The sequence below is a fragment of the Variovorax sp. SRS16 genome (assembly GCF_901827165.1).
Taxonomy (GTDB): domain Bacteria; phylum Pseudomonadota; class Gammaproteobacteria; order Burkholderiales; family Burkholderiaceae_C; genus Variovorax.
Genome location: NZ_LR594666.1, coordinates 4,533,160 through 4,559,136 on the forward strand (window position 1 = coordinate 4,533,160; position 25,977 = coordinate 4,559,136).

A 25,977-nucleotide genomic window follows, 5' to 3' on the forward strand; every position below is an offset into this window, starting at 1 on the left:
GCACGCGCCGCGCTCAGCCCAGCGCGGCGACCTCGATGCCTTCGGCCGCCAGGCGCGCGCGGATGCGGCGCGCGAAGGCCAGCGCATGCGCGCCGTCGCCATGCAGGCAGACGGTCTGGGCATTGACGGCCACCATGCTGCCGTCGATCGCCTTCACGCGGTGGTCGCGCACCAGCGACAGCGTCTGGGCCAGCGACTGTTCCTCGTCGTCGATCAGCGCGCCGGGCTGGCTGCGCGGCACCAGGCTGCCGTCGGGCCGATAGCCGCGGTCGGCGAAGACTTCCTCCACCGGCCGCAGACCCGCGCGCTCGGCGGCGCCGATCATGCCGCTGCCTGCGAGCCCGAAGAAGCGCAGGCCGGGATCGAAGCGCCGCACCGCCTCGCACAGCGCATCGGCCAGCACGGGGTCCTTCACGGCCTGGTTGTAGAGCGCGCCGTGCGCCTTGACGTGGGACAGGCTGCCGCCCTCGGCCTTGACGATCGCGGCGAGCGCGCCGACCTGGTAGAGCACGCCGGCCACGACCTCGTCGGGCGCGAGCTGCATCTCGCTGCGGCCGAAGTTCTCACGGTCCGGAAAGCTCGGATGGGCGCCGATCGCGACACCGCGGTCGATGGCCCATCGCACGCACTGCCGCATGGTGCGCGCGTCGCCGGCATGCCAACCGCAGGCGATGTTGGCCGAACTCACGAGGTCGAGCAGTGCTTCGTCGTTGCCGCAGCCTTCGCCGAGGTCGGCGTTGAGATCAATCTGCATCGCGTTCTCCTTCCCGCGGATTGTGGGCCGGCGGGGTCCAGCCTGCAGACGCGAGGCCTTGCGCGACCTGCGCCAGGTAGCGCTGCTGCGCGTCCCACGCCGCCAGCGCGGCGGCGGCATCGACCTGCACCAGCCGCAGGCGGCCGTTGAGCGGCGCCTGCGCGAGCTTCCAGAGGTCGGCGCGGATGACGACGCCGATGCGCGGATAGCCGCCGGTGGTCTGCGCATCGCCCATCAGGATGATCGGCTGGCCCGAAGGCGGGACCTGGACAGTGCCGGGAATGACCGCCGAGGACAGCATGTCGACGCTGCGCTTGCGCTTGAGTTCCGGGCCTTCGAGCCGGCTGCCCATGCGGTTGCTGCGCGGCGTGATGCGCCAGGCCTCGCGCCACAGCAGATCGCGTGAGGCCACCGTGAATTGCTCGAACTCGGGACCGGGCATCACGCGCAGCGCGATCATGCCGGTGTCGGCGTCGAAACCGCCCTCGGGCGCGCGCACACCGAAGGCGCGGCGCGCCATGCGGGCCGCATCCAGGGCCGGCTTGCCCAGCGGCAGCAGGTCGCCCTTGCGCAGCACGCGGCCTTCGTGACCGCCGAACCCCGCCTTCAGGTCGGTGCTGCGCGAGCCGAGCACCAGCGGTACGTCGATGCCGCCCGCCACAGCCAGCCAGCTGCGCAGGCCCTTCTTGGCACGCCATCGGTTCGCGCTCGCGAGCTTGAGAACCTGGCCGGCCGCGACCGGCACGCTCCAGCAGGGCCAGAGCGGCGCGCCGTCGAGCCGGGCATCGAAATCGTCGCCGGCGAGCGCGATGCGGGTCGCGGTGTCGAAGCGAAGCTCGCAGGCACCCATCGTGAGTTCGAGCCCGGCCGCGCCGTCCGCATTGCCGACCAGCCGATTGGCCAGCGTGAGCGCCAGGGTGTCGAGCGCGCCGCCCGGACAGATGCCCAGTTGACGATGGCCATGCCGGCCCAGATCCTGCACCGAGGCCATCATGCCGGGACGCAGAACGGCGATGCCCGCGGTCGGCGCCATCACGCCTCGAAGCTCTCGACGACGAAGCGCACGCGATCGCCGGGCCGCAGCAGCGTGGGCTCGGCTGCGAGCGGATCGAACAGCGCGCGCGGCGTGCGCCCGATCAGTTGCCAGCCGCCCGGAGAGACCAGCGGATAGATCCCGGTCTGCTCGCCGCCGATGCCGACCGAGCGGGCCGGCACCGCCATGCGCGGTTCGGCGCGCCGCGGCGTCGCGAGTTCGGGCGCGAGGCCGCCCATGAACGCGAAGCCCGGCAGGAAGCCGAGCAGGTACACCACATACGATCCCTGGCTGTGCCGCCGCACGACCTCGGCCGGCGCCAGGCCCGTGTGCGCGGCCACGTCGGCCAGGTCGGGTCCGGCTTCGCCGCCGTAGGCGACCGGGATCTCGATCTCGCGCCCCTCGATCGATGCCGTGGCCAGTTGCGGCCAGGCCGACAGCACCTGCATCTCGAGTTCAACGCCATCGATCTGGCCCGGGTCGAACAACAGGCTGAGGTTGTTCATGCCGGGCAGGACTTCGCGGACGCCGCGCCACTGCACGGCCTCCTGCGCGAGCGCCCAGATCCGCTGCTGCTGCGCCAGTGTCGCCGGCGGCGGCAGTTCGCACAGCAGGGCCGCCTCGCCCAGAGGATGCAGGCGCAGCGCCGGCAGACTCATTCGCGCGCGATGCTGCGCACCTTGGCGAGCAGGCTTTCCTGGACGATCGGCGATACGAACTTGTCGACCTCGCCGCCCAGCATCGCGATCTCGCGCACGAAGGTGCTGGAAATGAACTGGTACTTGTCGCTCGGCGTGAGGAACACGGTCTCGACCTCCGGCATCAGCGAGCGGTTCATGCCGGCGAGCTGGAATTCGTAGTCGAAGTCGGTCACGGCGCGCAGGCCGCGCACCATCGCCTTGCCGCCGCGCGCGACGACGAAATCGCGCAAGAGGCCGGAGAAACTCTCGACCGTGACCTGGTCGCTGAAGGGCCGCACGGCCTGGCGCGCCATGTCGATGCGCTCCTGCAGCGAGAACAGCGCCTTCTTGTGGTGGCCCGCCGCGACGGCGACGATGACCTTGGAGAACAACTGGGTCGCGCGGCGCACCACGTCCTCATGGCCCAGGGTCATGGGGTCGAAAGTGCCGGGGTATACCGCGATCACGTTGCTGGACATGGTGGCTTCCTCCTCGTTCAGCCGATGCGGCCTGGATTCGGCGGATTATGCAGCCGTATCCGCGGCGCTTTGGAGAAGGTGGGCATGCACCGCGCCTGCCTTCAAATGGCGGAAGACGGCCAGGCCCAGCGCGGCCAGCTCCTCATCGGCCCAGCGGCGAGCCGCCTCGAGGTAGATCACGCCCTCGGGGCGCAGCGCCCGCGCGGCGGCGCGCAAGGCCGGCGCGTACAGCGCCTGGTTCTCGAAGGGCGGATCGAGGAAGACCGCGTGCAGGCTGCCGGCCACCGCACGCTCCAGCGCGGTGACGCCGTTGCCGCGCTCGATGCGCACCGCTTCGGCGGCGAGCTTGGCCTTCTGCGTCTGCAACTGCGTGACCAGCGCGGCGTCCTGCTCGCACAGCAGCACCGAGGCGGCACCGCGCGATGCCGCTTCGAGCCCGAGCGCGCCCGTGCCCGCGAAGGCATCGACGCAATGCCAGCCAGGCAGTTCGCCGCCGCCGGCGCCTGCCAGGCTGGCGAGCCAGTTGAAGAGCGTTTCGCGCACCCGGTCCGGCGTGGGGCGCAATCCGGGCTTGTCGGCGACGGCGAGGCGCGTGCGCTTCCATCGGCCGCCGATGATGCGGACGAAATGCGGCGCCTTGGCCAGCCTGGCAGGCGTGACAGGTGCGGCGGCGGGTGTTCTGGGCTTCGGTTTCACGCGCACAGCTTAACGCCATGCGCGCGGCGCGCGACGCCGGTTCAAGGCTTGGCGCCGACGATGACCGTCACCATCCGATCGGGCTGCAGCTTGCGCTGGAACGCGGCCTTGATGTCGGCCACGGTGACGGCGTTCATGCGATCGATCCAGGTGTCGAGGTAGTCGAGCGGCAGGTCGTTCCAGGCGATGTTGGCGATGTTGCCGAGCAGCTTGCGGTTGCTGTCGAGCAGGAGCGGGAAGCCGCCGATCAGGTTGTCCTTGGCAGCCTTGAGCTCGGCCTCGGTCGGTCCGTCGGCGACGAACTTCGCCAGCACCTCGCGCGATACCTTCACCGCTTCGTCCGCCTGGTCGGGCCGGGTCTGGAAGGCGATGCGGAACGCGCCCGCATGCAGGCCGGGCGAGAAGGTGCTGTAGACGCTGTAGGCCAGGCCGCGCTTCTCGCGCACCTGGTCGGTCAGGCGCGACACGAAACCGCCGCCGCCGAGGATGTAGTTGCCGACCGTGAGCGCGAAATGGTCCGGATCGGTGCGCTTGTAGCCGGGCTCGCCGATGAGCACGTGCGTCTGCGCCGAATCGAAGGGAATGCGCTCTTCCTTGGGTGCGGTGAGCGGGGCCACTTCGGGCACGGCGGGCAACGCCGCGCAGGCAGTAGCGTCCGCGGGCGGCAGGCGCGACAGCAGCGTGGTCGCGATGTCCTCGGCCTGCTGCCGCGTGACCGCGCCGACGATGCTGAGCTTGGCGCGGCATGGCACGATCAATCGCTGGTAGCGCTGGCGCATCGCGTCGACGTCGATCCGCGCCAGCGTTTCCTCGGTGGCGTCGAAGCCGTAGGGATGCGTGCCGTAGACGGCCTGCGAGAAGGCGCGGCCGGCGATGGTCGCGGGCTTGGTGTTGGCCTCCTTGATGGCGGCATCCAGGCGCTCGCGCTCGCGCGCCCACACGTCGGCCGGGAATGCCGGCTCGCCGATCTCGCGCGCGGCGAGTTGCACCGCCTTGCCGAGCAGCGCCGGGTCGGACAAGCTGCGCAAGGTGAAGCTCGTGCGGTCGGCACCGGCGCCGACATCGAAATTCGCGCCCAGATCGGCCCAGGCCTCGCCCAGCGCGTTCTGGTCCATCGCGGGATCGCTGCCGCGGGCCAGCACGCCTTTCTCGACCATTTCGGCGCTCACTTCGGCCAGGCCGGACTGCGCTGCCGGATCGCGCCGGCTGCCGGCATCGAAGTCGACTTCCACGTCGACGATCGGCAGGACGCGGGTGGCGGCGAGATAGATCTTCGCGCCATTGGGCAGCGTCCAGTGCTGGATCGGGATGGCGGCCTGGGCGCCCGCGCCAAGAACCGCCGCAGCACCGGCGAACGCCACGCGAAGCACGAGTTGTCTGGGAGTGAACATGAAGAAGCGGCCTTTCAGCGCAGATCGCCGGCCGGCGCTGCGAAACCGCGCGGGCGGCGATGAGGATCGGGCGGCAGCGGCCGCAGGATGGCGACCGTCAGCTGGTCGTCGCCGAAGTACTTCGCGGCCACGGCCTGCACCTGCTCGGCCGTGACGGCCTGCAGTTTCGCGATGATGCGCGTGCTGGCATCGAGCGGCAGGCCCTCCACCCAGTTGCTGCCGAGTTCGCGCGCCTGGGCCATGACCGAGTCGAGCTTGTAGGTTTCGCTGGCAACCCATTGCGTTTTCACGCGGGCCAGCTCGGCGGCCCCGACACCTTCGCGCGCGATGCGCGCCACCTGCGCGCGCAGCGCGACTTCGACGGCCTCGGGGCTCTTGCCGGCGGCTGGCACGCCATCGAGAACGAAGAGCTGCGGGCCGCGGCCGACGAAGCCGGAATACGCCCCGGCCGAATCGGCGACGCGATCAGGGCCCTGCGTCAGCGCGCGGTCGAGCCGCGCACCGGCATAGCCGTCGAGCACGGCGGACAGCACCACCAGCGCATAGGCGTCGCTGTCGCCGTCGAAGGCCTGGCCGCCCGCGATCTGCGGCACGCGGAACGCGAGCGACACGTAGGCCTGCTCGGCCGGCGCCTTGAACTCGACGCGGCGGATGCCGCGCTGCACGGGTTCGGTACGCGGCTTGCGCTCGGGCAGCGCGCGCGCCGGGATGCGGCCGTAGTACTTCTCGGCCATGGCGCGGACCTGCGCCACGTCGACATCGCCAGCAACGACGAGGGCTGCGTTGGCCGGCACGTACCAACGCCGGAAAAAATCGCGAACATCATCCGGCTTCATCGCCTCGAGGTCGCTCATCCAGCCGACGACGGGACGGTGATAGGGCGAGGCGTTGAAGACGGCGGCGTTCTGCTGTTCGTTGAGCAATGCGCGCGGCTGGTCGTCGGTGCGCATGCGGCGCTCTTCCTTGACCACCTCGATCTCGCGCCTGAATTCGTCGTCCGGCCACTGGTTGTTCGCGAAGCGGTCGGATTCCAGCTTCATGACCTGCTCCAACTTGCCGGTCGGGATCTGCTGGTAGAAGCCGGTGTAGTCGCGCGTGGTGAAGGCGTTCTCGCGGCCACCCAGCGCGGCGACGCGGCGGGAGAACTCGCCGGCCTTCAGATCCTTCGTGCCCTTGAACATCATGTGCTCGAGGGCGTGCGCGACGCCGGAGGTGCCGTCGACCTCGTCGACGGCACCGACGCGGACCCAGACCATCTGCACCGCGGTCGGCGCGCGCCGGTCTGGCTTCACGATCAGGGTCATGCCATTGGCCAGCGTGAACTGCTGGGCGGGAACCGGCGCGATGGCGGCCGGTGATGCAACATCGGCGGGCGGAAGATTTTGCGCAAGCGCAGGCAAGGCCCAGAGCGCCATCAGCACCGAGGCCAGCACCGCACCAGACGCAGCGCGGCGTGGCGAAGGGTGTTTCATAGAATGGGTCGGATTGTAAAAAGCTTCCGATGTTCAGTTTCTTCAAGAAAAAACCCCCAGTCGAAGTTGCCGCAACGCCGCAGCCCGAGCCCGCACCGGCACCTGCGCCGACCGAGGCTCGCGTCGAGCCGCCGGCGCCCGCCAAGTCGGTTTTTTCACCGTCCAGCTGGTTCGGGAGCAAGCCGGCACCGACCGAGCCGGTGGTGGCGTCGCCGCCTGTACCCGCACCCGAACCTGTCTTTGTTGCACCGCCCGCGCCACAGGCGCCGGTCGCCGCTGCACCCGAGCCCGAACCCGAGCGCAGCAGCTGGCTCGGCAAGCTCAGGACCGGCCTGCGCAAGACCGGCAGCACCATCACCGCCGCCTTCGTCAATGCGCAGATCGACGACGCGCTGTACGAAGAGCTCGAAGAGGCGCTGCTGATGGCCGATACCGGGGTCAAGGCCACGGAACACCTGCTCGAAGACTTGCGGCGCCGAGTCCGAAGCAACATGGCGACCGAGGCCTCCCAGGTGAAAGGGCTGCTCGCCGATGCGATCACGGATCTGCTGCGGCCGCTGGAAAAGGCATTGGTCATCGGCGAGCACACGCCGACCGTGATCATGGTGGCCGGCGTCAACGGTGCCGGCAAGACCACGTCCATCGGCAAGCTCACCAAGCATCTGGCCAACGAAGGCGCGTCGGTGCTGCTGGCCGCGGCCGACACCTTCCGCGCGGCGGCGCGCGAGCAGCTGCTGGTCTGGGCCGATCGCAACACCGTGGAGATCGTGAGCCAGGAAGGCGGCGATCCCGCGGCAGTGAGCTTCGATGCGGTCAACGCGGGCAAGGCGCGCGGCAAGGACGTGGTGCTGGTCGACACGGCCGGCCGGCTGCCGACCCAGCTCCACCTGATGGACGAGCTGAAGAAGATCAAGCGCGTGGTCAACAAGGCCGACGCCACGGCGCCGCATGAAGTCCTGCTGGTGATCGACGGCAATACCGGCCAGAACGCGCTGGCGCAGGTCAGAGCCTTCGACGAGACCCTGGGCCTGACGGGCCTGGTCGTCACCAAGCTCGATGGCACGGCCAAGGGCGGTGTCCTGTGCGCCATCGCCCGCGAACGGCCGATCCCGGTCTATTTCATCGGCGTGGGCGAGAAGCTGGAAGACCTCGAGACCTTCAAGGCGCGGGAGTTCGCCCAGGCGCTGCTGGGGTAGAGGCGAGCGCCTCAGCCGACCAGGCCGAGCACGCCGGGCCGGCTCTTCACGGGCGCGTCCAGGTAGCGCAGCTCGCAGTCGCCGATGCGGATCGTGTCGTGGTGACGCAGCAGATGGCGATGGATCCGCTCGCCGTTCACGAAGGTGCCGTTGCGACTGTCGAGATCGCAGACGGAAAAGCCGCCGCCTTCGACGGCGGACAGCGCGGCGTGGATGCGGCTGAGCAAGGGCCGGTCGATGACCAGATCGCACTTCGAGGAACGCCCGATGGTCAGCCTGGGGCCGCTCAGATCGATGAGCTTCACGCCACGGGCGGTAATCAGGACCAGCTTGGCCATCCTCTTCTCCGTTGACTGTTGAAATGCCGCCCATCTGCGACAGGCCTTGGTATGACAGTGAATGTGCCGCAAGAGCGAGCGCAGGCGTTAGTAAAAAGTTAACACTTTTGACCTCAAGTGCTCCGCGCCGCCGTTCATGCGGGCTTTGCCCTGGTGCGTGGGGTCTGGCATCATCTTTCGGGCCGCCAGACCGGCCGAGGAGCCCCCATGGAAGCAGCCGCCACGCAGCCGGCCGGGATCGGCCGGAAGATCGATCGCCTGCTCGCCCACTATGGCGAAAGCCACCGCAATCCGACCAACGAAGCCATTCACATGGTCGCCATTCCGGCGATCATGCTGAGCCTCGTGGGCCTGCTGTTCGCGCTCCATCCCTGGGCGGCCTATCTTTTCGTGGCCGCGAGCCTCGTCTACTACGCGACGCTGCGCTCGCCGGCCTTCCTGATCGCCATGCTGGGCGGCACGGTGCTTCTGCTGGCTGCGGTGCACGCGATGGGGGGTCTTGCATTGCCCATTTCCGCCACCATCTTCGTGGTTGCATGGATCTTCCAATTCATCGGGCACAGGATCGAAGGCAGGAAGCCTTCGTTCTTCGAGGACATCCAATACCTCTGGGTCGGGCCGCTGTTCGTGCTTTCCCGCATATTCCAGCGCCTCGGCCTGCGCTGGTAGGCGCTCATCCGCGCCGCGTCGGCTTCTTTCCCGACAGTCTCAGGCTATCGCCTCGATTGAATAGGGGCAGGAACCCCTGGTTTAGCACTCTCTCTAACCGAGTGCTAATATGAGCATGAACGAAGGAGTTTCCCCAATGACAACAGTGTCTGGAGCCTCTGCCAACCAGCTCGCGGTCGCCAATCCCTGGTCGATGGTGCCTCCGCTGGGTAACTTGGACGCCTACATTTCGGCAGCCAACCGCCTGCCCCTGCTGACCCTCGAAGAAGAGCAGGGCTTCGCGCGCCGGCTGCGCGACGACAACGACCTCGAAGCGGCCGGTGCGCTCATCCTTTCGCACCTGCGTCTCGTGGTTTCCATTTCCCGCCAGTACCTGGGCTACGGGCTGCCCCACGGCGACCTGATCCAGGAAGGCAACGTCGGTCTCATGAAGGCCGTGAAGCGCTTCGACCCGGACCAGGGCGTGCGGCTCGTGAGCTATGCCATGCACTGGATCAAGGCCGAGATCCACGAGTACATCCTGAAGAACTGGCGCATGGTCAAGGTCGCGACGACCAAGGCCCAGCGCAAGCTGTTCTTCAATCTGCGTTCGATGAAGCAGAGCTTCAAGGCCGATTCGGCCGCAACCGACGGCGGCACGCACCGCGACACGCTGAGCCCCGACGAGGTGTCGCAAATGGCCACCCGGCTGAACGTGAAGCCCGAGGAAGTGCTCGAGATGGAAACGCGCCTGTCCGGCGGCGACGTGCTGCTCGACCCGAGCCCTTCGGACGACGGCGATGAAGGCTTCGGCCCGATCGCCTATCTGGCCGACGCCACGCAGGAGCCGACGGCTCAGCTCGAGTCGCGCCAGCGCGATCGCCTGTCGACCGACGGTATCTCGACCGCGCTCGAAACGCTGGACGACCGCAGCCGCCGGATCGTGGAAGAGCGCTGGCTGAAGGTCAACGACGACGGCTCGGGCGGGATGACGCTGCACGACCTGGCTGCCGTGTACGGCGTCAGCGCCGAGCGCATCCGCCAGATCGAAGTGGCCGCGATGAAGAAGATGAAGAAGGCGCTGGTCGAATACGCGTAAGACGCGCCCGCTCCCCGACGACAAGCCCGGCCCGCGCCGGGCTTTTTCTTTGTCAGGACGTGGCGAGCAGCGTCTTCACGTCCGCCACCATGGCCGGCACGCCCGCGCCGTAGCGCGTATAGAGGCGCAGGCGCCCCTTCGTGTCGTAGACGAAGCTTGCGGCCGAGTGATCCATCGAGTAGCTCGTCGGCGTCTTGCCCTCGACCTTCTTGTAGTAGACCTTGAAGTCCTTCGTCGTGGCGACCAGTTGCTCGGGCGTGGGGATCAGCGCCACGAAGGTCGGATCGAAAGCGCCCATGTACGCCTTCATGACCTGCGGGGTGTCGCGCGCCGGATCGACCGTGACGAACAGCACCTGCAGCTTGTCGCCGTCGGCACCGAGCTGCTGCTTGACCTGGGCCATCTCGGTCATCGTCGTCGGACAGACGTCGGGGCACTGCGCATAGCCGAAGAACAGCACGACCACCTTGCCCTTGAAGTCGGCCAGCGTGCGCGGCTTGCCGTCGGCATCGGTCAGGGCAAAGTCCTTGGCATAGTCGGCGCCCGTGATGTCGACGGCGTTGAAGCTCGGCTTGGCCTCGCTGCAGGCGGCGAGATTCCCGCCCAGCACGGCCGCGGCGCCCGCCCAGGCTGCCGTCCTGGCGATCCATCGAAGTGCGTCCCGCTTGTTCATCTGTGTGTTACCGGAGATAGTGATCGACCAGCAGCGCCGCGAAAAGAACGCTGAGATGGATCAGTGAAAAGCGAAAGGTCTTGCGCGCGAGCGCATCGGAATAGTTGCGCCACAGTGCGAAGGCGTAGCCGCTGAAGCCGATGCTCACCGCGACTGCGACCGCGAGGTAGAGCCAGCCGCTCATGCCATAAATGAAGGGCATCAGGCAGGCGGCGAACAGGACGAAGGTGTAGAGCAGGATCTGCAGGCGCGTGAATTCGTTGCCATGGGTCACCGGCAGCATCGGCAGGCCGGCCTTGCGGTAGTCCTCGACCCGGTACAGCGCGAGCGCCCAGAAATGCGGCGGCGTCCACAGGAAGATGACGAGAAAAAGGATCAGCGCCTCCGGGCCGACGTCGCCCGTCATGGCGGCCCAGCCCAGCACCGGCGGCATCGCACCCGAGGCGCCGCCGATCACGATGTTCTGCGGCGTGAGCGGCTTCAGGATCACCGTGTAGACCACGGCATAGCCGACGAAGGTGGCGAAGGTCAGCCACATCGTCAGCGGATTCACGCTGAACCACAGCAGCGCCGAGCCCGCCGCACACAGTGCGGCCGAGAAGATCAGCGCCTGCCGGTCGCTCAGCTGCCCGCGGGCGGTCGGCCGCCACGCAGTGCGCTTCATCTTGGCATCGATGCCCTTCTCGACCAGGCAGTTGAACGCCGCCGCCGCGCCGGCCACCAGCCAGATGCCGATGCACGCCAGCAAGCCATGCTGCAGGTCGGCCAGCGTCGGCACGCCAGGCACGGCCAGCACCATGCCGATCAGCGCGCAGAACACGATCAGCTGCACCACGCGCGGCTTGGTGAGGGCGTAGAACTGGCGCAGCACGCCGGCCGTCGTCACGTGATGGGTCGAAGCCGGTGCACTCATGCGATTTCCATGTCGCCGCGACGGGCGCGAGGCGCACTGGCAGTTGCGGCCGTGTGCTCGCGACGGCTTTCGCAAACCGTCCAGGTCAGCACCACCGCGAGCGCGGCTGCACCGCCGGTATGAAGGACGGCGGCGGCGAGCGGCCAACCCAGCAGCACGTTGCCCAGTCCGGTTGCGAGCTGCAACAACGCGAGGCCGGCAAGCCAGCTTGCCTGCGTGCGCAGTGGCGCGACGCGGCGCAAGCGCCACGCGAGCACGCCGATGACGACGAACACGGCATAGGCCATCAGGCGATGCACGTAGTGGATCGCGGTCAGGGCGGAGAAGTCGATCGGCGTGCCGCCGGAAGTTTCACCGAGCGAGCGCCAGATCTCGAAGCCCTGGGCGAAATTCATCGGCGGCCACCAGCTGTTCTGGCAGGTCGGGAACTGCGTGCAGGCGAGCACCGCATAGTTGGTGCTGACCCAACCGCCGAGTACGATCTGCACCGCCAGCATCGCAGTCGCAATGATCAGCAGGCCGCGCAATGCCGACGGCATGGGCGTCGGCAGGCGTTGTGCCGCAGCCTGCTGGTAGCGCACCGCCTGGATGCACAGCAGAGCCAGCAGGACGACCGCGCCGATCAGATGGAGCGTGACGATGGCAGGATAGAGCCGCCAGGTCACGGTCATGGCGCCGAAGGCGCCCTGCAGGCACACCCACGCCAGCGTTGCCGCCGGCCACCATGCACTGAGCGCGCGCTCGTGCGCATGCTCGGCCAGCCGCTGACGCCGCCGCGCGACCCAGGTCGCGATGGCCAGCACGAGGATCAGCACGCCCACGCCCGTGGCCAGGTAGCGATGGACCATCTCGACCCAGGCCTTGCCGTGCGTCACCGGCCCGGTCGGCTGCGCCGCCTGCGCCGCCGCGATCTCGTGCCGGGCGCCCACGGGGCTCGCATTGCCATAGCAACCGGGCCAGTCGGGGCAGCCGAGGCCCGAATCGGTCAGGCGCGTGAAGGCACCGAACAGAGTGAGATCGAAGGTGAGAAACAAGGTCAGCACGGTCAGCGCATGAAGCCGCCGTGCCGAGCGGCTACCGGCATTGCGCCGCCATACCCAGAACAGCGGGCCCAGCGCGACCAGTACGCCCATCGCCATGAGCCAGGCGATCGGTGTGAGGTCGTAGAGCGAGGTCGTGTTCATGGTCAACGGCCCGGTTCGTCCCAGGATGCGGAGGCGCGCAGCAGGCGGTCGAGGTCACGCTTGGCACGGCCGGCGCCGGCCGCATCCATGCGGGCGGGAAAGCGCATCATCCAGTTGCCCATCGGATCGACCACATAGAGATGTTCCGACAGCGCATGGCCTGGCGCCGGGGTCAGCCAACGCGCCAGCTCGGCGGCCGGTACGCGCAGCACGGTCGCGCCATGCAGACCGTTGGCGAGGCGCTCGGGCAGCGGTGCCGAATCGCTGACCAGCCAGACACGGTCGAGCCGCTCCTTCTCGCGCCCCAGGCTTTCGCGCAGCTGGCGCTCCAGATAGAGCTGCTGCTCGCACAGCGCGTCGCATGCCGCGTCGGCCACCACGATCAGGAGCCACTGGCCCTTGAGCGTCGGCAAATGGACCTGGGTGCCGTCGGGCGCGGTCGCCACCAGCTCGGGCAACGGACGCTGCGGATCGATCAGTTCGCCGTACGCATGCCCGCCTTCGGGCCGAACCACGTAGTAGGTGAAGTAGGAGGCGATCACCGGCGCGGCGCAGCACAACCCCACGATGATCATCTTCCATCGCCCGAGCACGGTGCGCCGCTCGACGCCGTCGAGCGCCTGGCGCGGCGACGGCATCGAGTGCACGGTCAGGCCGAGCGGCTCGTCAGCGGCGGCGTGCACGGCGGTAGGGGGCGATGAATTGGAACCAGACATAGAGGAATACGACGAGGCCCGCGAGCCCGAACCACTGGAAAGCATAGCCATAGTGCCGCTCGATACCCAGCGCCGGGGCCGGCCAGTCGCGCTGCAAGCCTTCGGAGGCCGCACCGGTCTGCTGGAGCGAGACATCGGTTCGCAGCGGAAGACCGGTTTCGGCGCGGAACGCTTCGAGATCGAGATTCTGCCGGATCGGCGAAGACCCCACCCCCGCCTGCGTCGGCGCCGCTGCATCGGCCTTGCCCAGATCGAGCAGATGCGCGGGCGGTGGTGCAATCCTGCCGGTCACTTCGACCAGCCCCGAGGGCGTCTCGACCGGCTCCAGGTGGGTTCGGTCGTTGAAGTTGCGCTGGATCCAGCCGCGCTGCACCAGCACCGTCTGATCGCTGCCCTCGAGCGCGAGCGGCGTCAGCACGTAGAAGCCGGGCACGCCGTGCATCTGGCGATTGTCCAGATAGACGGTCTGTTCCTTGAGCCAGAGGCCGCGCAGTTGCACCGGCCGTTGCAGCGACGAAGCGGGCCGGTCAAGCGCAAGAAAGGCCTGCTGGTCGAGCGGCGGCAGGCTCTGCTGCGAGTCGATCTCCGCTTGGATGGCTTCTTTCTGCGCGGCGCGCGAGAGCTGCCAGCGGCCGAGCGAAACGGTGGCCGCGATGGTGAGCACGGCAGCCACGGTGACGAGCCAGAAACGGCCACCTCGCGAGGTGCGCGAAGCCGTCTGAAAGTCGGTGTTCAAACCATGGGGCGGCCCTGGCGGCCGATAATGTGGGTCATGAAATATTTCGTCGCCCTCGCCTTCCTGGGCATTCTGGCGAGCCTCGGATTCGCGCTGTACTTCATGCTGAAGGACGGGCGCGATGGCCGCGCCAAGTCCGGCGGCATGGCGCGCGCGCTCACGGTTCGGATCGGCCTTTCGGTCGTTTTGTTCCTCTGCGTCCTCGTGGCCTGGAAACTCGGCTACATCCAGCCAGGGGGCCTGCCGCTCGGCAAGTAGGTTGTTCTCGTTCCACGAGAACCATGAAAAAAGCGCCTTGCGGCGCTTTTTTGTTTTGCCGTCCCGGATGCTCAAAGCCAATAGACCAGCATGTAGAGGCCGAGCCACACGACGTCGACGAAGTGCCAGTACCACGCGGCGCCCTCGAAGCCGAAATGACGCTCCGGCGTGAAATGGCCGCTGCGCAGCCGCAGCGTGATGAACAGCAGCATCAGCATGCCGATGAACACATGCAGGCCATGGAAGCCGGTCAGCATGAAGAAGGTCGAGCCGTAGGCACCGGAGCTGAGCTTGAGGTTCATCTCGGTGTACAGGTGGTGGTATTCGTAGCCCTGCACGCACAGGAAGCTGAAGCCGAGCGCCACCGTGAGCCACATGAAGCGCACGGCCTGCGCGCGATGATCGGCACGCAAGGCATGGTGGGCGATGGTCAGCGTCACGCCGGAACTCAGCAGCAGCGCCGTGTTGATGGTCGGCAGCCAGAAGGGCCCGACCGTCTGGAAGGGCTCGACGATGTCGGCCGGCGAGCCGGTAGCACCGATCGCCATGGTGGGCCATACGGCCTTGAAATCGGGCCACAGCAAGGCGTTGTCCAGGCTGCCGAGCGCAGGCAGGGCGTGCGTGCGGGTCCACCACAGTGCGGTGAAGAACGCGCCGAAGAACATCACCTCGGAGAAGATGAACCAGCTCATGCTCCAGCGGAACGAGAGATCGACCTTGTGGCCGTACTGGCCGCCTTCGCTTTCGGAGATCGAGCGGCGAAACCAGACGAACAGCGTGCTGAGCCACCACAGCATGCCGATCAGCAGCACCCAGGAACCCCAGTCGTTGCCGTTGACCCACTGGGCCGCACCGAAGATCACGAAGAGCAGCCCGATCGCCGCCATGACCGGGTACGGCGATGGCGCGGGCACGAAGTAATAGGGCGTGGTGCCGTGGGTGGTTGAACTCATATCAGGTCCTGGCTTTCTTCTCTCGATTCAATTCTGCGGGGATGCGTCTTCAGGGGGCGACAACCCATCGGACCCGCCGACGCGCGGCGGCCGTGGTCACGACTTCGGCTCCGCCACGGCAGCATGGGTATCGGCCGCCACGGGCGCTGGCGGTGTCTTGCTTCCGACCTCGAAAAAGGTGTATGACAAGGTGATCGTCTTCACGTCCTTGGAGATCTTCGGATCGATCACGAACGCGACCGGCCACTCCTTCTTCTCGCCGGGATCGAGCGTGTACTGGTTGAAGCAGAAGCACTGGATCTTGTTGAAGTACGGCGCAGCCTGCTGCGGCGCGTAGCTCGGAATGGCCTGCGCCGACATGCGGCGGTTCTGCACGTTCTGGAATTCGTACATCACGGTGTTGAGCTGTCCGGGATGCACCTGCATGGTGTTCAACGCCGGCTTGAAGTCCCACAGGCCGCGCACGTTCGAGTCGAACTCGACAGTGATCGTGCGGCTCATGTCGACCTGCGTGTTGTCGGGCAAACGCACGTCCGCACCGCCGCTGGCGCCCCCAGGCACCTCGAGTTCGGCCCGGGCCAGGATGTTGATCCCGGTCAGCTCGCAGATCGACCGGTAGACCGGCACCAGCGCATAGCCGAACGCGAACATGCCCGCGGCGACGACGACAAGCTTGCCGACCATGCGAAGGTTCTCGCGGCGGATGCGTTGACCGGCGGTAGCCATGATGAATATCCTTCAGCAGTCTCAGTGGACCCAGGCCATCCGCACGATGAAGCCGAGGAAGAAGATCAGCGCGATGGAGGCCAGCGTGAGCCCCATGCGCCGATTGCTTTTCTTTTGTTCAGGCGTCATTGCACGAACGGATCAACCGATGACCTTGGTCGCCGTCGGATCGAGGCGCGGCGGCGTCTCGAAGGTATGGAACGGTGCGGGCGAAGGCACTTCCCATTCGAGGCCCTCGGCAGCTTCCCACGGCTTCTGCGGCGCTTTCTCGCCCTTGCCCCTCATCGTCGGCAGCACGATGAACAGGAAGAAATAGACCTGCGCAAAACCGAAGAAGAACGCACCGATCGACACCACCGCATTGAAGTCGGCGAACTGCATCGGATAGTCGGCGTAGCGCCGCGGCATGCCGGCCAGCCCCAGGAAGTGCATCGGGAAGAAGGTGACGTTGAACGAGATCAGCGACCACCAGAAATGGATCTTGCCGCGCGTTTCGTTGTACATCACGCCGGTCCACTTGGGCGACCAGTAGTAAAAGCCGGAGAACATCGCGAACAGCGAACCGGCCACCAGCACGTAGTGGAAATGGGCCACCACGTAATAGGTGTCCTGCAGCTGTGTATCGATCGGGGCGACCGCGAGGATCAGGCCCGTGAAGCCGCCCATGGTGAACACGAAGATGAAGCCGACCGCGAACAGCATCGACGACTCGAAGGTCATCGAGCCTTGCCACATGGTGGCGATCCAGTTGAAGATCTTCACCGCCGTCGGCACCGCGATCAGCATCGTCGCGTACATGAAGAACAGCTGGCCGGTCAGCGGCATGCCGGTCGTGAACATGTGGTGCGCCCAGACGATGAACGACAGGATCGCGATCGACGAGGTCGCATAGACCATCGAGGCATAGCCGAACAGGCGCTTGCGCGAGAACGCGGGCACGACCTGGCTGATGATGCCGAAGGCCGGCAAGATCATGATGTAGACCTCGGGGTGGCCGAAGAACCAGAAGATGTGCTGGTACATCACCGGGTCGCCACCGCCGGCGGGATTGAAGAAGCTGGTGCCGAAGTGGCGATCGGTCAGCGTCATGGTGATCGCGCCGGCGAGCACCGGCATCACGGCGATCAGCAGGTAGGCGGTGATGAGCCAGGTCCAGCAGAACATCGGCATCTTCATCAGCGTCATGCCGGGTGCGCGCATGTTCAGGATCGTCACGATGATGTTGATCGAACCCATGATCGACGACGCGCCCATGATGTGCATCGCGAAGATGCCGGCATCCATCGACGGGCCCATCTGCAGCGTGAGCGGCGCATAGAGCGTCCATCCCGCGGCCGGCGCACCGCCGGGCATGAAGAACGAGCCGACCAGCATCAGCGCCGCCGGGATCAGCAGCCAGAAGCTGAAGTTGTTCATCCGCGCGAAGGCCATGTCGGCCGCGCCGATCTGCATCGGGATCATCCAGTTCGCGAAGCCCACGAACGCCGGCATGATCGCGCCGAACACCATGATCAGGCCGTGCATGGTCGTGAACTGGTTGAACAGCTCGGGATTGACCAGCTGCAGGCCGGGCTGGAACAGCTCGGCGCGGATCAGCAGCGCGAGCACCCCGCCCGCCATCAGCATCGTGAAGGAGAACAGCAGGTACAGCGTGCCGATGTCCTTGTGGTTGGTCGCGAACACCCAGCGGCGCCAGCCGGTCGGCGCGCCGTGGTGGTCGTCGTGGGCATGATCGCCGGAGGCGTGGCCGTGGGGGTCGAGGACTGCGCTCATGGGGAAATTCCTTGCTTACTTCAACTTGGCGCGTTCCGCCACGATTTCAGACGGCTGGATCAGTTGGCCGGTCTTGTTGGACCAGTTGTTCTTGGTGAAGCTGATCACGGCAGCGATGTCGGTGTCGCTGAGCGTCTTCCAGGACGGCATGCCCTTGTCGACGCGGCCGTTGAGCACGGTGTCGATCTGGTCGGCATGGTTCGCGTCCAGCACGACCGCCGAACCGTCGAGCGGCTTGATCGGGCCGCCGCCCTTGCCGTTCGCCTGGTGGCAGGCCGCGCAATTGGCCGCATAGACCTTTTCCCCGCGCGCCATGATGTCCGGCAGCGTCCAGACCTTGGTCGGGTCGTCCAGCTTGGCCGCCGCTTCCTTGCGCTTGGCGTCCACCCAGGTGGTGTAGTCGGCGGCCGAGACCACCTTCACGTGGATCGGCATGAAGGCGTGCTCCTTGCCGCAGAGCTCCTGGCACTCTCCATAGTAGTCGCCGATCTTCTCGGCGCGGAACCAGGTGTCACGCACGAAGCCGGGGATCGCGTCCTGCTTGAGGCCGAACTGCGGCACGGCAAAGGCGTGGATCACATCGACCGCCGTGGTGATGATCCGGACCTTCTTGTCGACCGGCACCACCATCGGGTTGTCGACCTCGAACAGGTAGTTGTCCGGCACGTTGCCCTTCGCGCCGCTGTTCGAGAATTCGCGATGCGACGGCAGCAGGGTCGAGATGAAGCCGATGCCCGCACCCTCGCCGGTGATGTAGTCGTAGCCCCACTTCCACTGGTAGCCCGTGGTCTTGATGGTGAGGTCGGCATTGGTGGTGTCCTTCTGGGCGACCAGCACCTTGGTGGCCGGCAGCGCCATGAGGATCACGATGATGAAGGGCACGATGGTCCAGATCACTTCGACCACCACCGACTCGTGGAAGTTGGCCGCCTTGTGGCCGACCGACTTGCGGTGCTTCCAGATCGAATAGAACATGACCGCGAACACCGCGATGAAGATGACCGTGCACAGGATCATCATCCCGTTGTGCAGCAGGTACTGCTCTTGCGCGATCTTGGTGACGCCCACCGGCAGGTTCAACTGACGCACCATCGGGCCGCCCGGCAGGTCGTTGACTGCATGCGCAGCGCCACTGAACGCCGCGCCGGCCGCCAACAGCAGATTCGCCGGCTTGTACCAAATGCTCTTCATCGTGTTCACTTCTTCATTTTCCAGTTAACCCACCGGCCCAGCCCGGGTGCCACATCGCCCAGCCGCCTCACGCGCTGCGCAGTGCCATGCGAATTTCGCGCGCCAGCGCCGCACGCAATTCCGGGCGCACATAGCGCCCCACCCTGACCGAACGACCTTGACCCGAGACCTCGATCAGCGAACGATCGCTGTCATGAGGCTCGACCCGCACCTGGTGCGGCAAGAATTCCGTGCGCTCGTAGTGCCCACCGTTTTCGAGCTCGACCACAAGGCGGCCGCCCTGCAGCGCGATCTTTTCGCCGTCGCTCGCGTGCCGTGCGTACAGCAGGAACGCGAAACCCACGGCGGCCAGCTCGAGCCACGCGAACGGCAGCACGAGACGTGCGCCATGCCACCAGAACACGATTCCGATGCCAAGCGACAGCACGCACAGCGACGCGTACAGCCAGCCGAGCTGGCTCGGCGTCACCGAGCAGTTGCGCTTCAGGAACCAGTGGATGCTCTGGCCTGACACAGTGGCAAAACGAAACACGGAATTCGACACGGGCGAGTTCGGCAAATCGGTGCGTCGAAGCGTTGTCAAACCCATTCCTGACAGGCCTCGATCACGGGACAATACCCGGGAGTTCACGCAGCGCCGGATTGTAGCGGGTCGAAGAGCGGCGCTCAGGCGCCGGGCCGCCCGCGCTGCAGCATCGAGCGCATTTCGCGCAGGGACACGGCGCTTTCGGCCGCGAGCGCCACCCGCGGCGCGGGCTTGAACGCATGACCGTAGATGATCTCGAAGGTCAGCGCGATGTGCCCCTTGCCTTCCGCCCCGGGCGCGAACCGGGGCAGCGCTTCGCACAGCGCCTGATGCCAGCGTCGGCCGCGCAATGCGCGAAAGCGCTGCGGATGGAGATTGCGTCCCAGCGTGCGCAGCTCGGCCAGTGCGCGTTCCGCGCTGGGCCAGGTCAGCACGATGTGCTCCATGTCCATCACGGGCTCGGCAAAGCCGGCACCCACCAGCATGTCGCCCCAGTCGTGCATGTCGGTGAACTCGTGACTGGGCGGCGGCCAGCCCGAAGCCTCGTGCAGCAGGCGCAGTTCGCGCAGGGTGTCGGGCCCCAGGCAGGAGAACATCAGGAAGCCGTCGGTCGCGACCAGACGATGCCAGCGCGCAATCAGCGCCTGCGGGTCGGCCGCCATGTGCAGCGCCATGTTGGCCCACAGCAGGTCCACGCCCTCTTCCGGCGGCGCCTCGAAGCGCGGCTGTGGGCCCTGCCAGCGGCGCGCGGTCCACCAGGGCGCCGCCAGCGCACGGCCGGTGACCGGCACCAGCGCCGCCTCGGGCTCGATCACGAACGACTCGGCCGTGCGATAGCGGCGTGACAGCAGCGCATGCGCCTCGAGGCCGCCATGCAGCGGTGCCCAGTCGGCCCAGCGCTTCGGTTGGGCCTTGATCCACTGCAGGCGATCCTCCATGCGGCGGCCGATTTCCTCGTGCAGCCAGGGCGAACCCGCTGCAGGCGCGAGCCGGCTCCAGCGCGCGGCCGCCGTGGCATCGATGGTCGGCGGACGCTGTGCGGGATCGGTGGTCATTAGATCGCTCAGTATATTGAGGGCATGTTCCACCGCGGGTCCGAACGGCCTTTTTCGTCCTTGCTCGAGCGCCTTCCGAGCCAGTGCGCGGTGTGCCGCGCCTGGCCTTCGCAACCGGTGTGCGACGCCTGCGTGGCGCGCTTCGCGCCGCCCACGCCGCGTTGCGCGACCTGCGCTTTGCCGGTGCCGGCGGGTGTGGCGCAATGCGGCGACTGCGTGCTGCATCCGCCGCCGCTCGATGCCTGTCTGGCCGCCTGCGCCTACGTCTGGCCGTGGCCCGAATGCCTTGCGCAGTTCAAGTTCCGCGGCGATGCCGGCCAGGCCGCGCCGCTCGCGACCTTGCTGCGCAGTGCGCCCTGGGTCGAGCCGGCCCTCGAACAGGCCGAGCTCGTGCTGCCGATGCCGCTGGCCCCCGCGCGCCTGCGGCAGCGCGGCTTCAACCAGGCGCACGAACTGGCGCGCCGGCTGGCGCCGCGAAAAGCCGATGCCCGCCTGCTGTTGCGCATCCGGGAGACGACGGCGCAAAGCGGCCTCACGCGGGCCGAGCGGCTTCGGAACCTCAGCGGCGCGTTCGCGCTCGAGCCGCTTCGCGCGCATGCGGTGCAAGGCCGGCGCATCGTCCTGGTCGATGATGTGATGACCAGCGGCGCGTCGCTGTTCGCCGCCGCGCAGGTTCTGCGCACGGGCGGCGCGCAGCACATCACCGCAGTGGTGCTGGCGCGCACCGAGCTCCCCGACTGAACGCCGGGGCCGACCGACAATCGGCGCCATGTTCCACATCGTCCTGGTCGAACCCGAGATTCCGCCCAACACCGGCAACGTGATCAGGCTCGCGGCCAACACCGGCTGCACGCTGCACCTGGTCGAGCCGCTGGGTTTCTCGATGGACGACAGGCTGCTGCGCCGCGCCGGCCTCGACTACCACGAGTACGCCGAGGTCAGGCGCCATGCCGACTGGCAGGCGCTGCTCGACAACGAGCAGCCCGCCGCCGGGCGCATGTTCGCGTTGACCACGCGTGGCTCGCGCTCGGCCTTCGACCTGCGCTTCGCGCCCGGCGACTGGCTGGTGTTCGGCTCCGAGACCCGCGGGCTGCCGCCCGCCTTGCGCGACGGCTTCTTCCCCGAGGCACAGCGCCTGCGGCTGCCGATGCGCGCCGGCCAGCGCAGCCTGAACCTGTCGAACGCGGTGGCTGTGACGGTGTTCGAGGCCTGGCGCCAGAACGGCTTCGGCTGAGGCCCGGCGCAACAAGGCCTCGGCACGAATACGCGTGCAGGTCGCATGGTTCTGCATCCACCGGCCGCGCTCCGGCGTATCCATGACATGCAGGCTCGACACATCCGTTCGAGCCGGCATGCCACCCTTCAACGCATTTCAGGAGCCACGCCATGAACACCCGAACGATCACCTTCGCCGCGCTCGCCACCCTTGCCTTCGCCGGCGCCGCGCAAGCCTACCAAGGTGAACAGAGCCCGCTGCCGCCTGCCCCCTTCCAGTCGACGCTCACGCGTGCGCAGGTCCAGGCCGAAGCGCGCCAGCCGCTGCACATCAGCAACGGCGGCACCGGCGCGATGGGCCTGCGCACCGGCAACGTCGAGCGTGCCCGGGTGCGTGCCACCGCCGTCGAGGCCGCGCGCGAAGGCTCGGCCAACTACGGCACGCTCGGCATGCCGATGTGATGCGCGCGCCGGATCAGGGGTAGCGCCGCACCACCGACTCCGCCACGCAGGCGGGCTTGGGGGCGCCCTCGATCTCGATGCTCGTTTCCCAGGTCATCTGCACGCCCTGGTCGGCGATGGGTTCGGCGCCGAGCAGCTTCATGCGCGCGCGCAGCCTGCTGCCGACCCGCACCGGCGACATGAAGCGCACCCGATTGAGGCCGTAGTTGACGCCCATGCGCGACTCGACCACCTCGATCGCCGACTCGAAGAACTTCGGCAGCAGCGACAGCGTCAGGAAGCCATGCGCGATGGACGCGCCGAACGGCCCCGCCTTGGCGCGTTCGACGTCGACGTGGATCCACTGATGGTCGCCGGTCGCCTCGGCGAACTGATTGACCTGCTGCTGGGTGACGGTGAGCCAGTCGCTCACCGCGACCTCCTGGCCGACGCAAGCGGCCAGATCCTGAAGGGTCTGGAATGTCTTTTTCATGGTTTCACTCAGGTATCGAGCCACTCGCACAAGGGCTGCCATTGCTCGAGGTCGCGCTGCGCGCGGCCCGGCGCGATGTCGAACAGCGTGAGGCCGCGCGCCGCGAGCTGCACGTAGATCTGCGCGTCGCGCAGCTCGCCCAGCACCGGCACGCCGAGGCCGGCGACGAATTCGCGCAGCCGGTCGGCCGCCAGCGTGCGCGCATCCACGCGCATGCCGACGACGCCGATCTGCGTCTTGCCCGCGTTGCGGTGACTGAGCAGCTTGTCGAGGAAGTCGCGCGTGGCGTAGATGTCGAAGATGCTGGGCTGCAGCGGCACCAGCACCTTGTCGGCCAGCGCCACCACCTCCTTGAAGCGCGAGCCATGCAGCCCGGCCGGCGTGTCGAGCACCGCATGCGTGGTGCCGCGCGGCGGCCGCACCACGCTGCTGTCGCCCGAAGCTTCCCAGGTCGTGATCGGCCGCGCCTGCGGCGGCCGCAGGCCGAGCCACAGCCGCGCGGACTGCTGGCGATCGACATCGCCCAGCATCACCGCATGGCCGCGGCTCGCGAAATAGCCTGCAACCTGCGTTGCAAGCGTCGATTTGCCGACCCCTCCCTTCGGATTGGCGACCAGAACCACGGGCATGTGAAACTCCTCGCAGGCTGAAGACAGGCGCCATGGTAGCCGCGCATGCGCTATGTTCGTGGCATGCCTACGACCAACAGCCCGGGAAACGACCCTCGCATCTACCTGATCGCGGCGCATCCGCACTGGCGCGACTCGCGCGTCAACCTGCCATTGCTGAAGGCGGCGCAGGGTATACCCGGTGTCGACGTCAACGATCTCTACGAGAGCTACCCCGACTACCTGATCAACGTCGAGGCCGAGCAGGCCCGGCTGGCCCGCGCCGAGCTGCTGGTGCTGCTGCATCCGATCCAGTGGTATTCGATGCCGGCGCTGCAGAAGCTCTGGATCGACGAGGTGTTCGCCTATGGCTGGGCCTACGGTCCCGGCGGCAAGGCGCTCGAAGGCAAGGACTGCTGGCTGGTCGCGACCACCGGCGGCCCCGAGGCGAGCTACCACCCGCAAAGCTACAACCGCTATTTCTTCGACGCCTTCCTGCCGCCCTACGAGCAGACCGCCGCGCTCTGCGGCATGCGCTTCCTGCCACCGCTCCTGTTCCACGGCGCGCGCAGCGCACCCCGCAGCGAGGTGACGGCGCACGTCGAGGTCTTCCGGCAGCGCCTCGCGTCCTATCCCGACTGGCCCGAGCTGGAAGACCTCGAAGGCTGTCCCGCCTGCGTGGTGCCCGAGGCCGACCGCCCCGTCGAACGCGAGGAGGCCTGAGCATGGAGCACGCCCCGGCCTGGCTTGTCAATTCGCTGATCTACCTCGGCGCCGCCGTGCTGGTCGTGCCGCTGTCCAAGGCGCTCGGCCTCGGCTCGATCATCGGCTACCTCGCGGCCGGCATCGCGATCGGCCCCTGGGGCCTGGGGCTGGTCACCAACGTCGAGGACATCCTGCACTTCGCCGAGTTCGGCGTGGTGCTGATGCTGTTCCTGGTCGGGCTCGAACTCGAACCCAAGCGCCTGTGGAACCTGCGCCGCCCGATCTTCGGCTGGGGCTCGGGCCAGGTGCTGGCCTGCGCGGCCGTGCTGTTCCTGGCCGGCTGGGCCGGCGGCGCGAGCTGGCGCGTCGCGCTGGTCGCGGCGCTCGGCCTGGCCCTGTCGTCGACCGCGATCGCGCTGCAAGTCTTCGGCGAGCGCAACCTGCTGCGCACCGCGAGCGGACAGGCCGGCTTCTCGATCCTGCTGTTCCAGGACGTGGCCGCGATCCCGATCCTGGCGCTGCTGCCGGTGCTGGCGGTGGGTTCGGTCACCGGCTCGGCCATCACCGGGCTCGACCGCGCGCTCGAAACGCTGAAGATCGTCGCCGTCATCGGCGGCATCGTGCTCGGCGGCCGGCTGGCGCTGCGCCCGCTCTTGCGCTGGATCGCGCGCAGCAACACGCCCGAGATCTTCACTGCGGCGTCGCTGCTGTTGGTGGTGGCGATCGCGGCGCTGATGCAGTTCATCGGTCTCTCGATGGCGCTGGGTGCCTTCCTCGCCGGCGTGCTGCTGGCCGAGAGCGAATACCGGCGCGAACTCGAAACCGACATCGAGCCCTTCAAGGGCTTGCTGCTCGGCCTCTTCTTCATCGCGGTCGGCATGAGCATCGACTTCGGTGTGCTGCTCCGGCAGCCGGGCCTGATGGTGCTGGTGGTGATCGGCTTCATGCTGTTCAAGTTCGTCGTCATCTACGCCATCGCCAAGGTGATGGGCCTGCCCTACCAGGAGCGGCCGGTGTTCACGCTGCTGCTGGCGCAGGGCGGCGAGTTCGCCTTCGTCGTGTTCCAGGCCGCCGGCCCCGAGGTGCTGCCGCCCGGTGTCGCCTCGTTCCTGATCGGTGCGGTGGCGCTGTCGATGCTGGTCTCGCCGCTCTTGCTGGTGGTGATCGACAAATGGATCCTGCCGCACTACAGCGCGCACCACGTCGTGACGATGGAAGAGATCTCGGAGCAGCAGGACGCCAAGGTCGTGATCTGCGGTTTCGGCCGCTACGGCCAGATCGTCGGCCGCATGCTGGGCTCGCAAGGCATGCAGGTCACGGTGCTCGACCACGATCCGGACACCATCGAGTCGCTGCGCGCATTCGGCTTTCGCGTGTTCTACGGCGATGCCACGCGGCTCGACCTGCTGCGCACCGCCGGCGCCGGCACGGCCAAGGTGCTGGTGGTCGCGGTCGACGACATCGAGCAGTCGCTGGCCATCGTCGACCTCGCGCGCGAGCATTTCCCCGACGCGAAGATCGTCGCGCGCGCACGCAACGTCGGGCACCTCTACCAGCTGCTCGACCGCAACGTGGAGTACGTCGAGCGCGAGCTGTTCGAATCCTCGTTGCGCAGCGCGCGCTCGGTGCTCGAGGTGCTGGGCTGGCCGGCGCACGAGGCGCGCCAGGCCGCGATGCGCTTTCGCGTGCGCAACATCCAGCTCATGCGCGAGATCTATCCGCACTACAAGGACCGCGCGAAGGTCATCGCGGTGGCCAAGGAAGGACGCCAGCAGTTCCAGGAGCAGATCTCGCGCGAGCGCGCGGAGCGCAAGGAGCGCGCGGGCCGCGACTGGGACCGGCTCGAGGAGGAGCGGATCGAGGAAGAGCAGATCCCCTGAGGCCTTGTCTTGCTCCCTCTCCCTCTGGGAGAGGGTTGGGGTGAGGGCGCCCGGGCCTTTGCCTTGCGCGTTGCGTTTGATCGAAGGCCGGAGCCGGGACTCGCCCCGGCGGGCGACTCACCTTTTTTGTCTCGCCAAAAGAAGC

At 67.5% G+C, this 25,977-nt stretch carries 31 protein-coding genes; 9 read left to right on the forward strand and 22 right to left on the reverse strand.

Annotation, left to right across the window (positions count from 1 at the left end; all coding sequences use genetic code 11):
- Positions 1-13: 13 nt before the first annotated feature.
- Genes pxpA through E5P2_RS21975 form a run of 7 tightly spaced genes read right to left on the reverse strand, consistent with a single transcriptional unit; the run spans position 14 to position 6,505 of the window.
- Complete coding sequence (pxpA, locus tag E5P2_RS21945) at positions 14-754, reverse strand: 5-oxoprolinase subunit PxpA (RefSeq protein ID WP_162569266.1); 741 nt, start codon at positions 752-754, stop codon at positions 14-16.
- Positions 744-1,787, reverse strand: a complete 1,044-nt coding sequence (locus E5P2_RS21950) for a biotin-dependent carboxyltransferase family protein (protein WP_162569267.1) — start codon at positions 1,785-1,787, stop codon at positions 744-746. Before E5P2_RS21950 ends, pxpA begins: the two co-directional genes overlap by 11 nt.
- Entirely contained in the window at positions 1,787-2,446 is a 660-nt protein-coding gene (gene pxpB, locus E5P2_RS21955) for a 5-oxoprolinase subunit PxpB (RefSeq protein ID WP_443083523.1), read from the reverse strand. Before pxpB ends, E5P2_RS21950 begins: the two co-directional genes overlap by 1 nt.
- Complete coding sequence (gene coaD, locus E5P2_RS21960; RefSeq protein WP_162569268.1) at positions 2,443-2,946, reverse strand: pantetheine-phosphate adenylyltransferase; 504 nt, start codon at positions 2,944-2,946, stop codon at positions 2,443-2,445. The genes pxpB and coaD overlap by 4 nt, the downstream gene beginning before the upstream one ends.
- A 45-nt stretch (positions 2,947-2,991) precedes the next feature.
- Positions 2,992-3,642 (reverse strand): 16S rRNA (guanine(966)-N(2))-methyltransferase RsmD, encoded by a 651-nt coding sequence (gene rsmD, locus E5P2_RS21965; RefSeq protein WP_174262686.1) that lies wholly within the window; start codon positions 3,640-3,642, stop codon positions 2,992-2,994.
- 41 nt (positions 3,643-3,683) lie between these two features.
- Positions 3,684-5,033, reverse strand: a complete 1,350-nt coding sequence (locus E5P2_RS21970) for a M16 family metallopeptidase (protein WP_162569270.1) — start codon at positions 5,031-5,033, stop codon at positions 3,684-3,686.
- Positions 5,034-5,047: 14 nt separating this feature from the next.
- Positions 5,048-6,505 (reverse strand): M16 family metallopeptidase, encoded by a 1,458-nt coding sequence (locus E5P2_RS21975; RefSeq protein ID WP_162569271.1) that lies wholly within the window; start codon positions 6,503-6,505, stop codon positions 5,048-5,050.
- Between the two features lie 29 nt (positions 6,506-6,534).
- Here E5P2_RS21975 and ftsY point away from each other — a divergent pair, with 29 nt between their 5' ends.
- On the forward strand, positions 6,535-7,701 hold the full coding sequence (gene ftsY, locus E5P2_RS21980) for a signal recognition particle-docking protein FtsY (RefSeq protein WP_162569272.1): 1,167 nt from the start codon (positions 6,535-6,537) through the stop codon (positions 7,699-7,701).
- An 11-nt stretch (positions 7,702-7,712) separates the two neighbouring features.
- On the opposite strand, the gene E5P2_RS21985 is transcribed toward ftsY, so the two are convergent.
- On the reverse strand, positions 7,713-8,039 hold the full coding sequence (locus E5P2_RS21985) for an FHA domain-containing protein (protein WP_162569273.1): 327 nt from the start codon (positions 8,037-8,039) through the stop codon (positions 7,713-7,715).
- Positions 8,040-8,246: 207 nt separating this feature from the next.
- On the opposite strand from E5P2_RS21985, the gene E5P2_RS21990 reads away from it, so the two are divergent.
- Entirely contained in the window at positions 8,247-8,708 is a 462-nt protein-coding gene (locus E5P2_RS21990; RefSeq protein ID WP_162569274.1) for an Mpo1 family 2-hydroxy fatty acid dioxygenase, read from the forward strand.
- A gap of 136 nt (positions 8,709-8,844) precedes the next feature.
- Positions 8,845-9,786, forward strand: a complete 942-nt coding sequence (rpoH, locus tag E5P2_RS21995) for an RNA polymerase sigma factor RpoH (protein ID WP_162569275.1) — start codon at positions 8,845-8,847, stop codon at positions 9,784-9,786.
- Between the two features lie 52 nt (positions 9,787-9,838).
- On the opposite strand, the gene E5P2_RS22000 is transcribed toward rpoH, so the two are convergent.
- Genes E5P2_RS22000 through E5P2_RS22020 form a run of 5 tightly spaced genes read right to left on the reverse strand, consistent with a single transcriptional unit; the run spans position 9,839 to position 14,008 of the window.
- Positions 9,839-10,459, reverse strand: a complete 621-nt coding sequence (locus E5P2_RS22000) for an SCO family protein (RefSeq protein WP_162569276.1) — start codon at positions 10,457-10,459, stop codon at positions 9,839-9,841.
- A 7-nt stretch (positions 10,460-10,466) separates the two neighbouring features.
- The gene (gene cyoE / locus E5P2_RS22005) at positions 10,467-11,372 is read right to left on the reverse strand and encodes a heme o synthase (protein ID WP_162569277.1); all 906 of its coding nucleotides are present in this window, start codon (positions 11,370-11,372) and stop codon (positions 10,467-10,469) included.
- Positions 11,369-12,556 carry a COX15/CtaA family protein gene (locus tag E5P2_RS22010; protein WP_162569278.1) on the reverse strand — a complete coding sequence of 396 codons (1,188 nt, stop codon included), beginning with the start codon at positions 12,554-12,556 and terminating at the stop codon, positions 11,369-11,371. The genes cyoE and E5P2_RS22010 overlap by 4 nt, the downstream gene beginning before the upstream one ends.
- 2 nt (positions 12,557-12,558) lie before the next feature.
- Positions 12,559-13,272: an SCO family protein gene (locus E5P2_RS22015; RefSeq protein WP_162569279.1), complete on the reverse strand. Its 714-nt coding sequence runs from the start codon at positions 13,270-13,272 to the stop codon at positions 12,559-12,561.
- A complete protein-coding gene (locus tag E5P2_RS22020) occupies positions 13,223-14,008 on the reverse strand; it encodes an SURF1 family protein (protein WP_232080800.1) in 786 nt (261 codons plus the stop codon). Before E5P2_RS22020 ends, E5P2_RS22015 begins: the two co-directional genes overlap by 50 nt.
- Before the next feature lie 27 nt (positions 14,009-14,035).
- Between E5P2_RS22020 and E5P2_RS22025 the strand changes: the two genes are divergently transcribed.
- Entirely contained in the window at positions 14,036-14,266 is a 231-nt protein-coding gene (locus E5P2_RS22025) for a twin transmembrane helix small protein (RefSeq protein ID WP_162570607.1), read from the forward strand.
- Between the two features lie 71 nt (positions 14,267-14,337).
- Here E5P2_RS22025 and E5P2_RS22030 read toward each other — a convergent pair whose 3' ends face one another.
- The 7 genes from E5P2_RS22030 to E5P2_RS22055 form a co-directional block, all read right to left on the reverse strand.
- The gene (locus E5P2_RS22030) at positions 14,338-15,219 is read right to left on the reverse strand and encodes a cytochrome c oxidase subunit 3 (RefSeq protein WP_162569281.1); all 882 of its coding nucleotides are present in this window, start codon (positions 15,217-15,219) and stop codon (positions 14,338-14,340) included.
- 96 nt (positions 15,220-15,315) lie between these two features.
- Positions 15,316-15,945 (reverse strand): cytochrome c oxidase assembly protein, encoded by a 630-nt coding sequence (locus E5P2_RS22035; protein WP_162569282.1) that lies wholly within the window; start codon positions 15,943-15,945, stop codon positions 15,316-15,318.
- A 21-nt stretch (positions 15,946-15,966) separates the two neighbouring features.
- Entirely contained in the window at positions 15,967-16,074 is a 108-nt protein-coding gene (locus E5P2_RS37840; protein ID WP_232077209.1) for a cytochrome oxidase small assembly protein, read from the reverse strand.
- Between the two features lie 12 nt (positions 16,075-16,086).
- A complete protein-coding gene (gene ctaD, locus E5P2_RS22040) occupies positions 16,087-17,718 on the reverse strand; it encodes a cytochrome c oxidase subunit I (protein WP_162569283.1) in 1,632 nt (543 codons plus the stop codon).
- Positions 17,719-17,733: 15 nt separating this feature from the next.
- Entirely contained in the window at positions 17,734-18,909 is a 1,176-nt protein-coding gene (gene coxB, locus E5P2_RS22045; protein WP_162569284.1) for a cytochrome c oxidase subunit II, read from the reverse strand.
- 67 nt (positions 18,910-18,976) lie between these two features.
- Positions 18,977-19,453, reverse strand: a complete 477-nt coding sequence (locus E5P2_RS22050; RefSeq protein ID WP_162570608.1) for a DUF2244 domain-containing protein — start codon at positions 19,451-19,453, stop codon at positions 18,977-18,979.
- Between the two features lie 122 nt (positions 19,454-19,575).
- Positions 19,576-20,490, reverse strand: coding sequence for a biotin synthase (locus tag E5P2_RS22055; RefSeq protein ID WP_162569285.1), 915 nt, complete (start codon positions 20,488-20,490; stop codon positions 19,576-19,578).
- 24 nt (positions 20,491-20,514) lie between these two features.
- On the opposite strand from E5P2_RS22055, the gene E5P2_RS22060 reads away from it, so the two are divergent.
- From E5P2_RS22060 to E5P2_RS22070, 3 genes are all read left to right on the forward strand, one after another.
- The gene (locus E5P2_RS22060; protein ID WP_162569286.1) at positions 20,515-21,231 is read left to right on the forward strand and encodes a ComF family protein; all 717 of its coding nucleotides are present in this window, start codon (positions 20,515-20,517) and stop codon (positions 21,229-21,231) included.
- A 28-nt stretch (positions 21,232-21,259) separates the two neighbouring features.
- Positions 21,260-21,724 carry a tRNA (uridine(34)/cytosine(34)/5-carboxymethylaminomethyluridine(34)-2'-O)-methyltransferase TrmL gene (gene trmL / locus E5P2_RS22065; protein WP_162569287.1) on the forward strand — a complete coding sequence of 155 codons (465 nt, stop codon included), beginning with the start codon at positions 21,260-21,262 and terminating at the stop codon, positions 21,722-21,724.
- A gap of 152 nt (positions 21,725-21,876) precedes the next feature.
- A complete protein-coding gene (locus E5P2_RS22070; protein ID WP_162569288.1) occupies positions 21,877-22,167 on the forward strand; it encodes a DUF4148 domain-containing protein in 291 nt (96 codons plus the stop codon).
- 13 nt (positions 22,168-22,180) lie between these two features.
- Here the strand turns inward: E5P2_RS22070 and E5P2_RS22075 are convergent, their stop codons facing one another.
- On the reverse strand, positions 22,181-22,639 hold the full coding sequence (locus E5P2_RS22075; RefSeq protein WP_162569289.1) for a MaoC family dehydratase: 459 nt from the start codon (positions 22,637-22,639) through the stop codon (positions 22,181-22,183).
- 8 nt (positions 22,640-22,647) lie between these two features.
- Entirely contained in the window at positions 22,648-23,268 is a 621-nt protein-coding gene (locus E5P2_RS22080) for a ParA family protein (protein ID WP_162569290.1), read from the reverse strand.
- A 63-nt stretch (positions 23,269-23,331) separates the two neighbouring features.
- On the opposite strand from E5P2_RS22080, the gene kefF reads away from it, so the two are divergent.
- Positions 23,332-23,970, forward strand: a complete 639-nt coding sequence (kefF, locus tag E5P2_RS22085) for a glutathione-regulated potassium-efflux system oxidoreductase KefF (RefSeq protein WP_162569291.1) — start codon at positions 23,332-23,334, stop codon at positions 23,968-23,970.
- Between the two features lie 2 nt (positions 23,971-23,972).
- Positions 23,973-25,832, forward strand: coding sequence for a glutathione-regulated potassium-efflux system protein KefC (kefC, locus tag E5P2_RS22090; protein WP_162569292.1), 1,860 nt, complete (start codon positions 23,973-23,975; stop codon positions 25,830-25,832).
- Positions 25,833-25,977 lie beyond the last annotated feature (145 nt).

Coding starts and splice junctions, on each gene's coding strand:
- pxpA (WP_162569266.1), bottom strand. CDS start 754: ATGCAGATTGATCTCAACGCCGACCTCGGCGAAGGCTGCGGCAACGAC.
- E5P2_RS21950 (WP_162569267.1), bottom strand. CDS start 1,787: ATGGCGCCGACCGCGGGCATCGCCGTTCTGCGTCCCGGCATGATGGCC.
- pxpB (WP_443083523.1), bottom strand. CDS start 2,446: ATGAGTCTGCCGGCGCTGCGCCTGCATCCTCTGGGCGAGGCGGCCCTG.
- coaD (WP_162569268.1), bottom strand. CDS start 2,946: ATGTCCAGCAACGTGATCGCGGTATACCCCGGCACTTTCGACCCCATG.
- E5P2_RS21970 (WP_162569270.1), bottom strand. CDS start 5,033: ATGTTCACTCCCAGACAACTCGTGCTTCGCGTGGCGTTCGCCGGTGCT.
- E5P2_RS21975 (WP_162569271.1), bottom strand. CDS start 6,505: ATGAAACACCCTTCGCCACGCCGCGCTGCGTCTGGTGCGGTGCTGGCC.
- ftsY (WP_162569272.1), top strand. CDS start 6,535: ATGTTCAGTTTCTTCAAGAAAAAACCCCCAGTCGAAGTTGCCGCAACG.
- E5P2_RS21985 (WP_162569273.1), bottom strand. CDS start 8,039: ATGGCCAAGCTGGTCCTGATTACCGCCCGTGGCGTGAAGCTCATCGAT.
- E5P2_RS21990 (WP_162569274.1), top strand. CDS start 8,247: ATGGAAGCAGCCGCCACGCAGCCGGCCGGGATCGGCCGGAAGATCGAT.
- rpoH (WP_162569275.1), top strand. CDS start 8,845: ATGACAACAGTGTCTGGAGCCTCTGCCAACCAGCTCGCGGTCGCCAAT.
- E5P2_RS22000 (WP_162569276.1), bottom strand. CDS start 10,459: ATGAACAAGCGGGACGCACTTCGATGGATCGCCAGGACGGCAGCCTGG.
- cyoE (WP_162569277.1), bottom strand. CDS start 11,372: ATGAGTGCACCGGCTTCGACCCATCACGTGACGACGGCCGGCGTGCTG.
- E5P2_RS22010 (WP_162569278.1), bottom strand. CDS start 12,556: ATGAACACGACCTCGCTCTACGACCTCACACCGATCGCCTGGCTCATG.
- E5P2_RS22015 (WP_162569279.1), bottom strand. CDS start 13,272: ATGTCTGGTTCCAATTCATCGCCCCCTACCGCCGTGCACGCCGCCGCT.
- E5P2_RS22025 (WP_162570607.1), top strand. CDS start 14,036: ATGTGGGTCATGAAATATTTCGTCGCCCTCGCCTTCCTGGGCATTCTG.
- E5P2_RS22030 (WP_162569281.1), bottom strand. CDS start 15,219: ATGAGTTCAACCACCCACGGCACCACGCCCTATTACTTCGTGCCCGCG.
- E5P2_RS22035 (WP_162569282.1), bottom strand. CDS start 15,945: ATGGCTACCGCCGGTCAACGCATCCGCCGCGAGAACCTTCGCATGGTC.
- E5P2_RS37840 (WP_232077209.1), bottom strand. CDS start 16,074: ATGACGCCTGAACAAAAGAAAAGCAATCGGCGCATGGGGCTCACGCTG.
- ctaD (WP_162569283.1), bottom strand. CDS start 17,718: ATGAGCGCAGTCCTCGACCCCCACGGCCACGCCTCCGGCGATCATGCC.
- coxB (WP_162569284.1), bottom strand. CDS start 18,909: ATGAAGAGCATTTGGTACAAGCCGGCGAATCTGCTGTTGGCGGCCGGC.
- E5P2_RS22055 (WP_162569285.1), bottom strand. CDS start 20,490: ATGACCACCGATCCCGCACAGCGTCCGCCGACCATCGATGCCACGGCG.
- E5P2_RS22060 (WP_162569286.1), top strand. CDS start 20,515: ATGTTCCACCGCGGGTCCGAACGGCCTTTTTCGTCCTTGCTCGAGCGC.
- trmL (WP_162569287.1), top strand. CDS start 21,260: ATGTTCCACATCGTCCTGGTCGAACCCGAGATTCCGCCCAACACCGGC.
- E5P2_RS22070 (WP_162569288.1), top strand. CDS start 21,877: ATGAACACCCGAACGATCACCTTCGCCGCGCTCGCCACCCTTGCCTTC.
- E5P2_RS22075 (WP_162569289.1), bottom strand. CDS start 22,639: ATGAAAAAGACATTCCAGACCCTTCAGGATCTGGCCGCTTGCGTCGGC.
- E5P2_RS22080 (WP_162569290.1), bottom strand. CDS start 23,268: ATGCCCGTGGTTCTGGTCGCCAATCCGAAGGGAGGGGTCGGCAAATCG.
- kefF (WP_162569291.1), top strand. CDS start 23,332: ATGCCTACGACCAACAGCCCGGGAAACGACCCTCGCATCTACCTGATC.
- kefC (WP_162569292.1), top strand. CDS start 23,973: ATGGAGCACGCCCCGGCCTGGCTTGTCAATTCGCTGATCTACCTCGGC.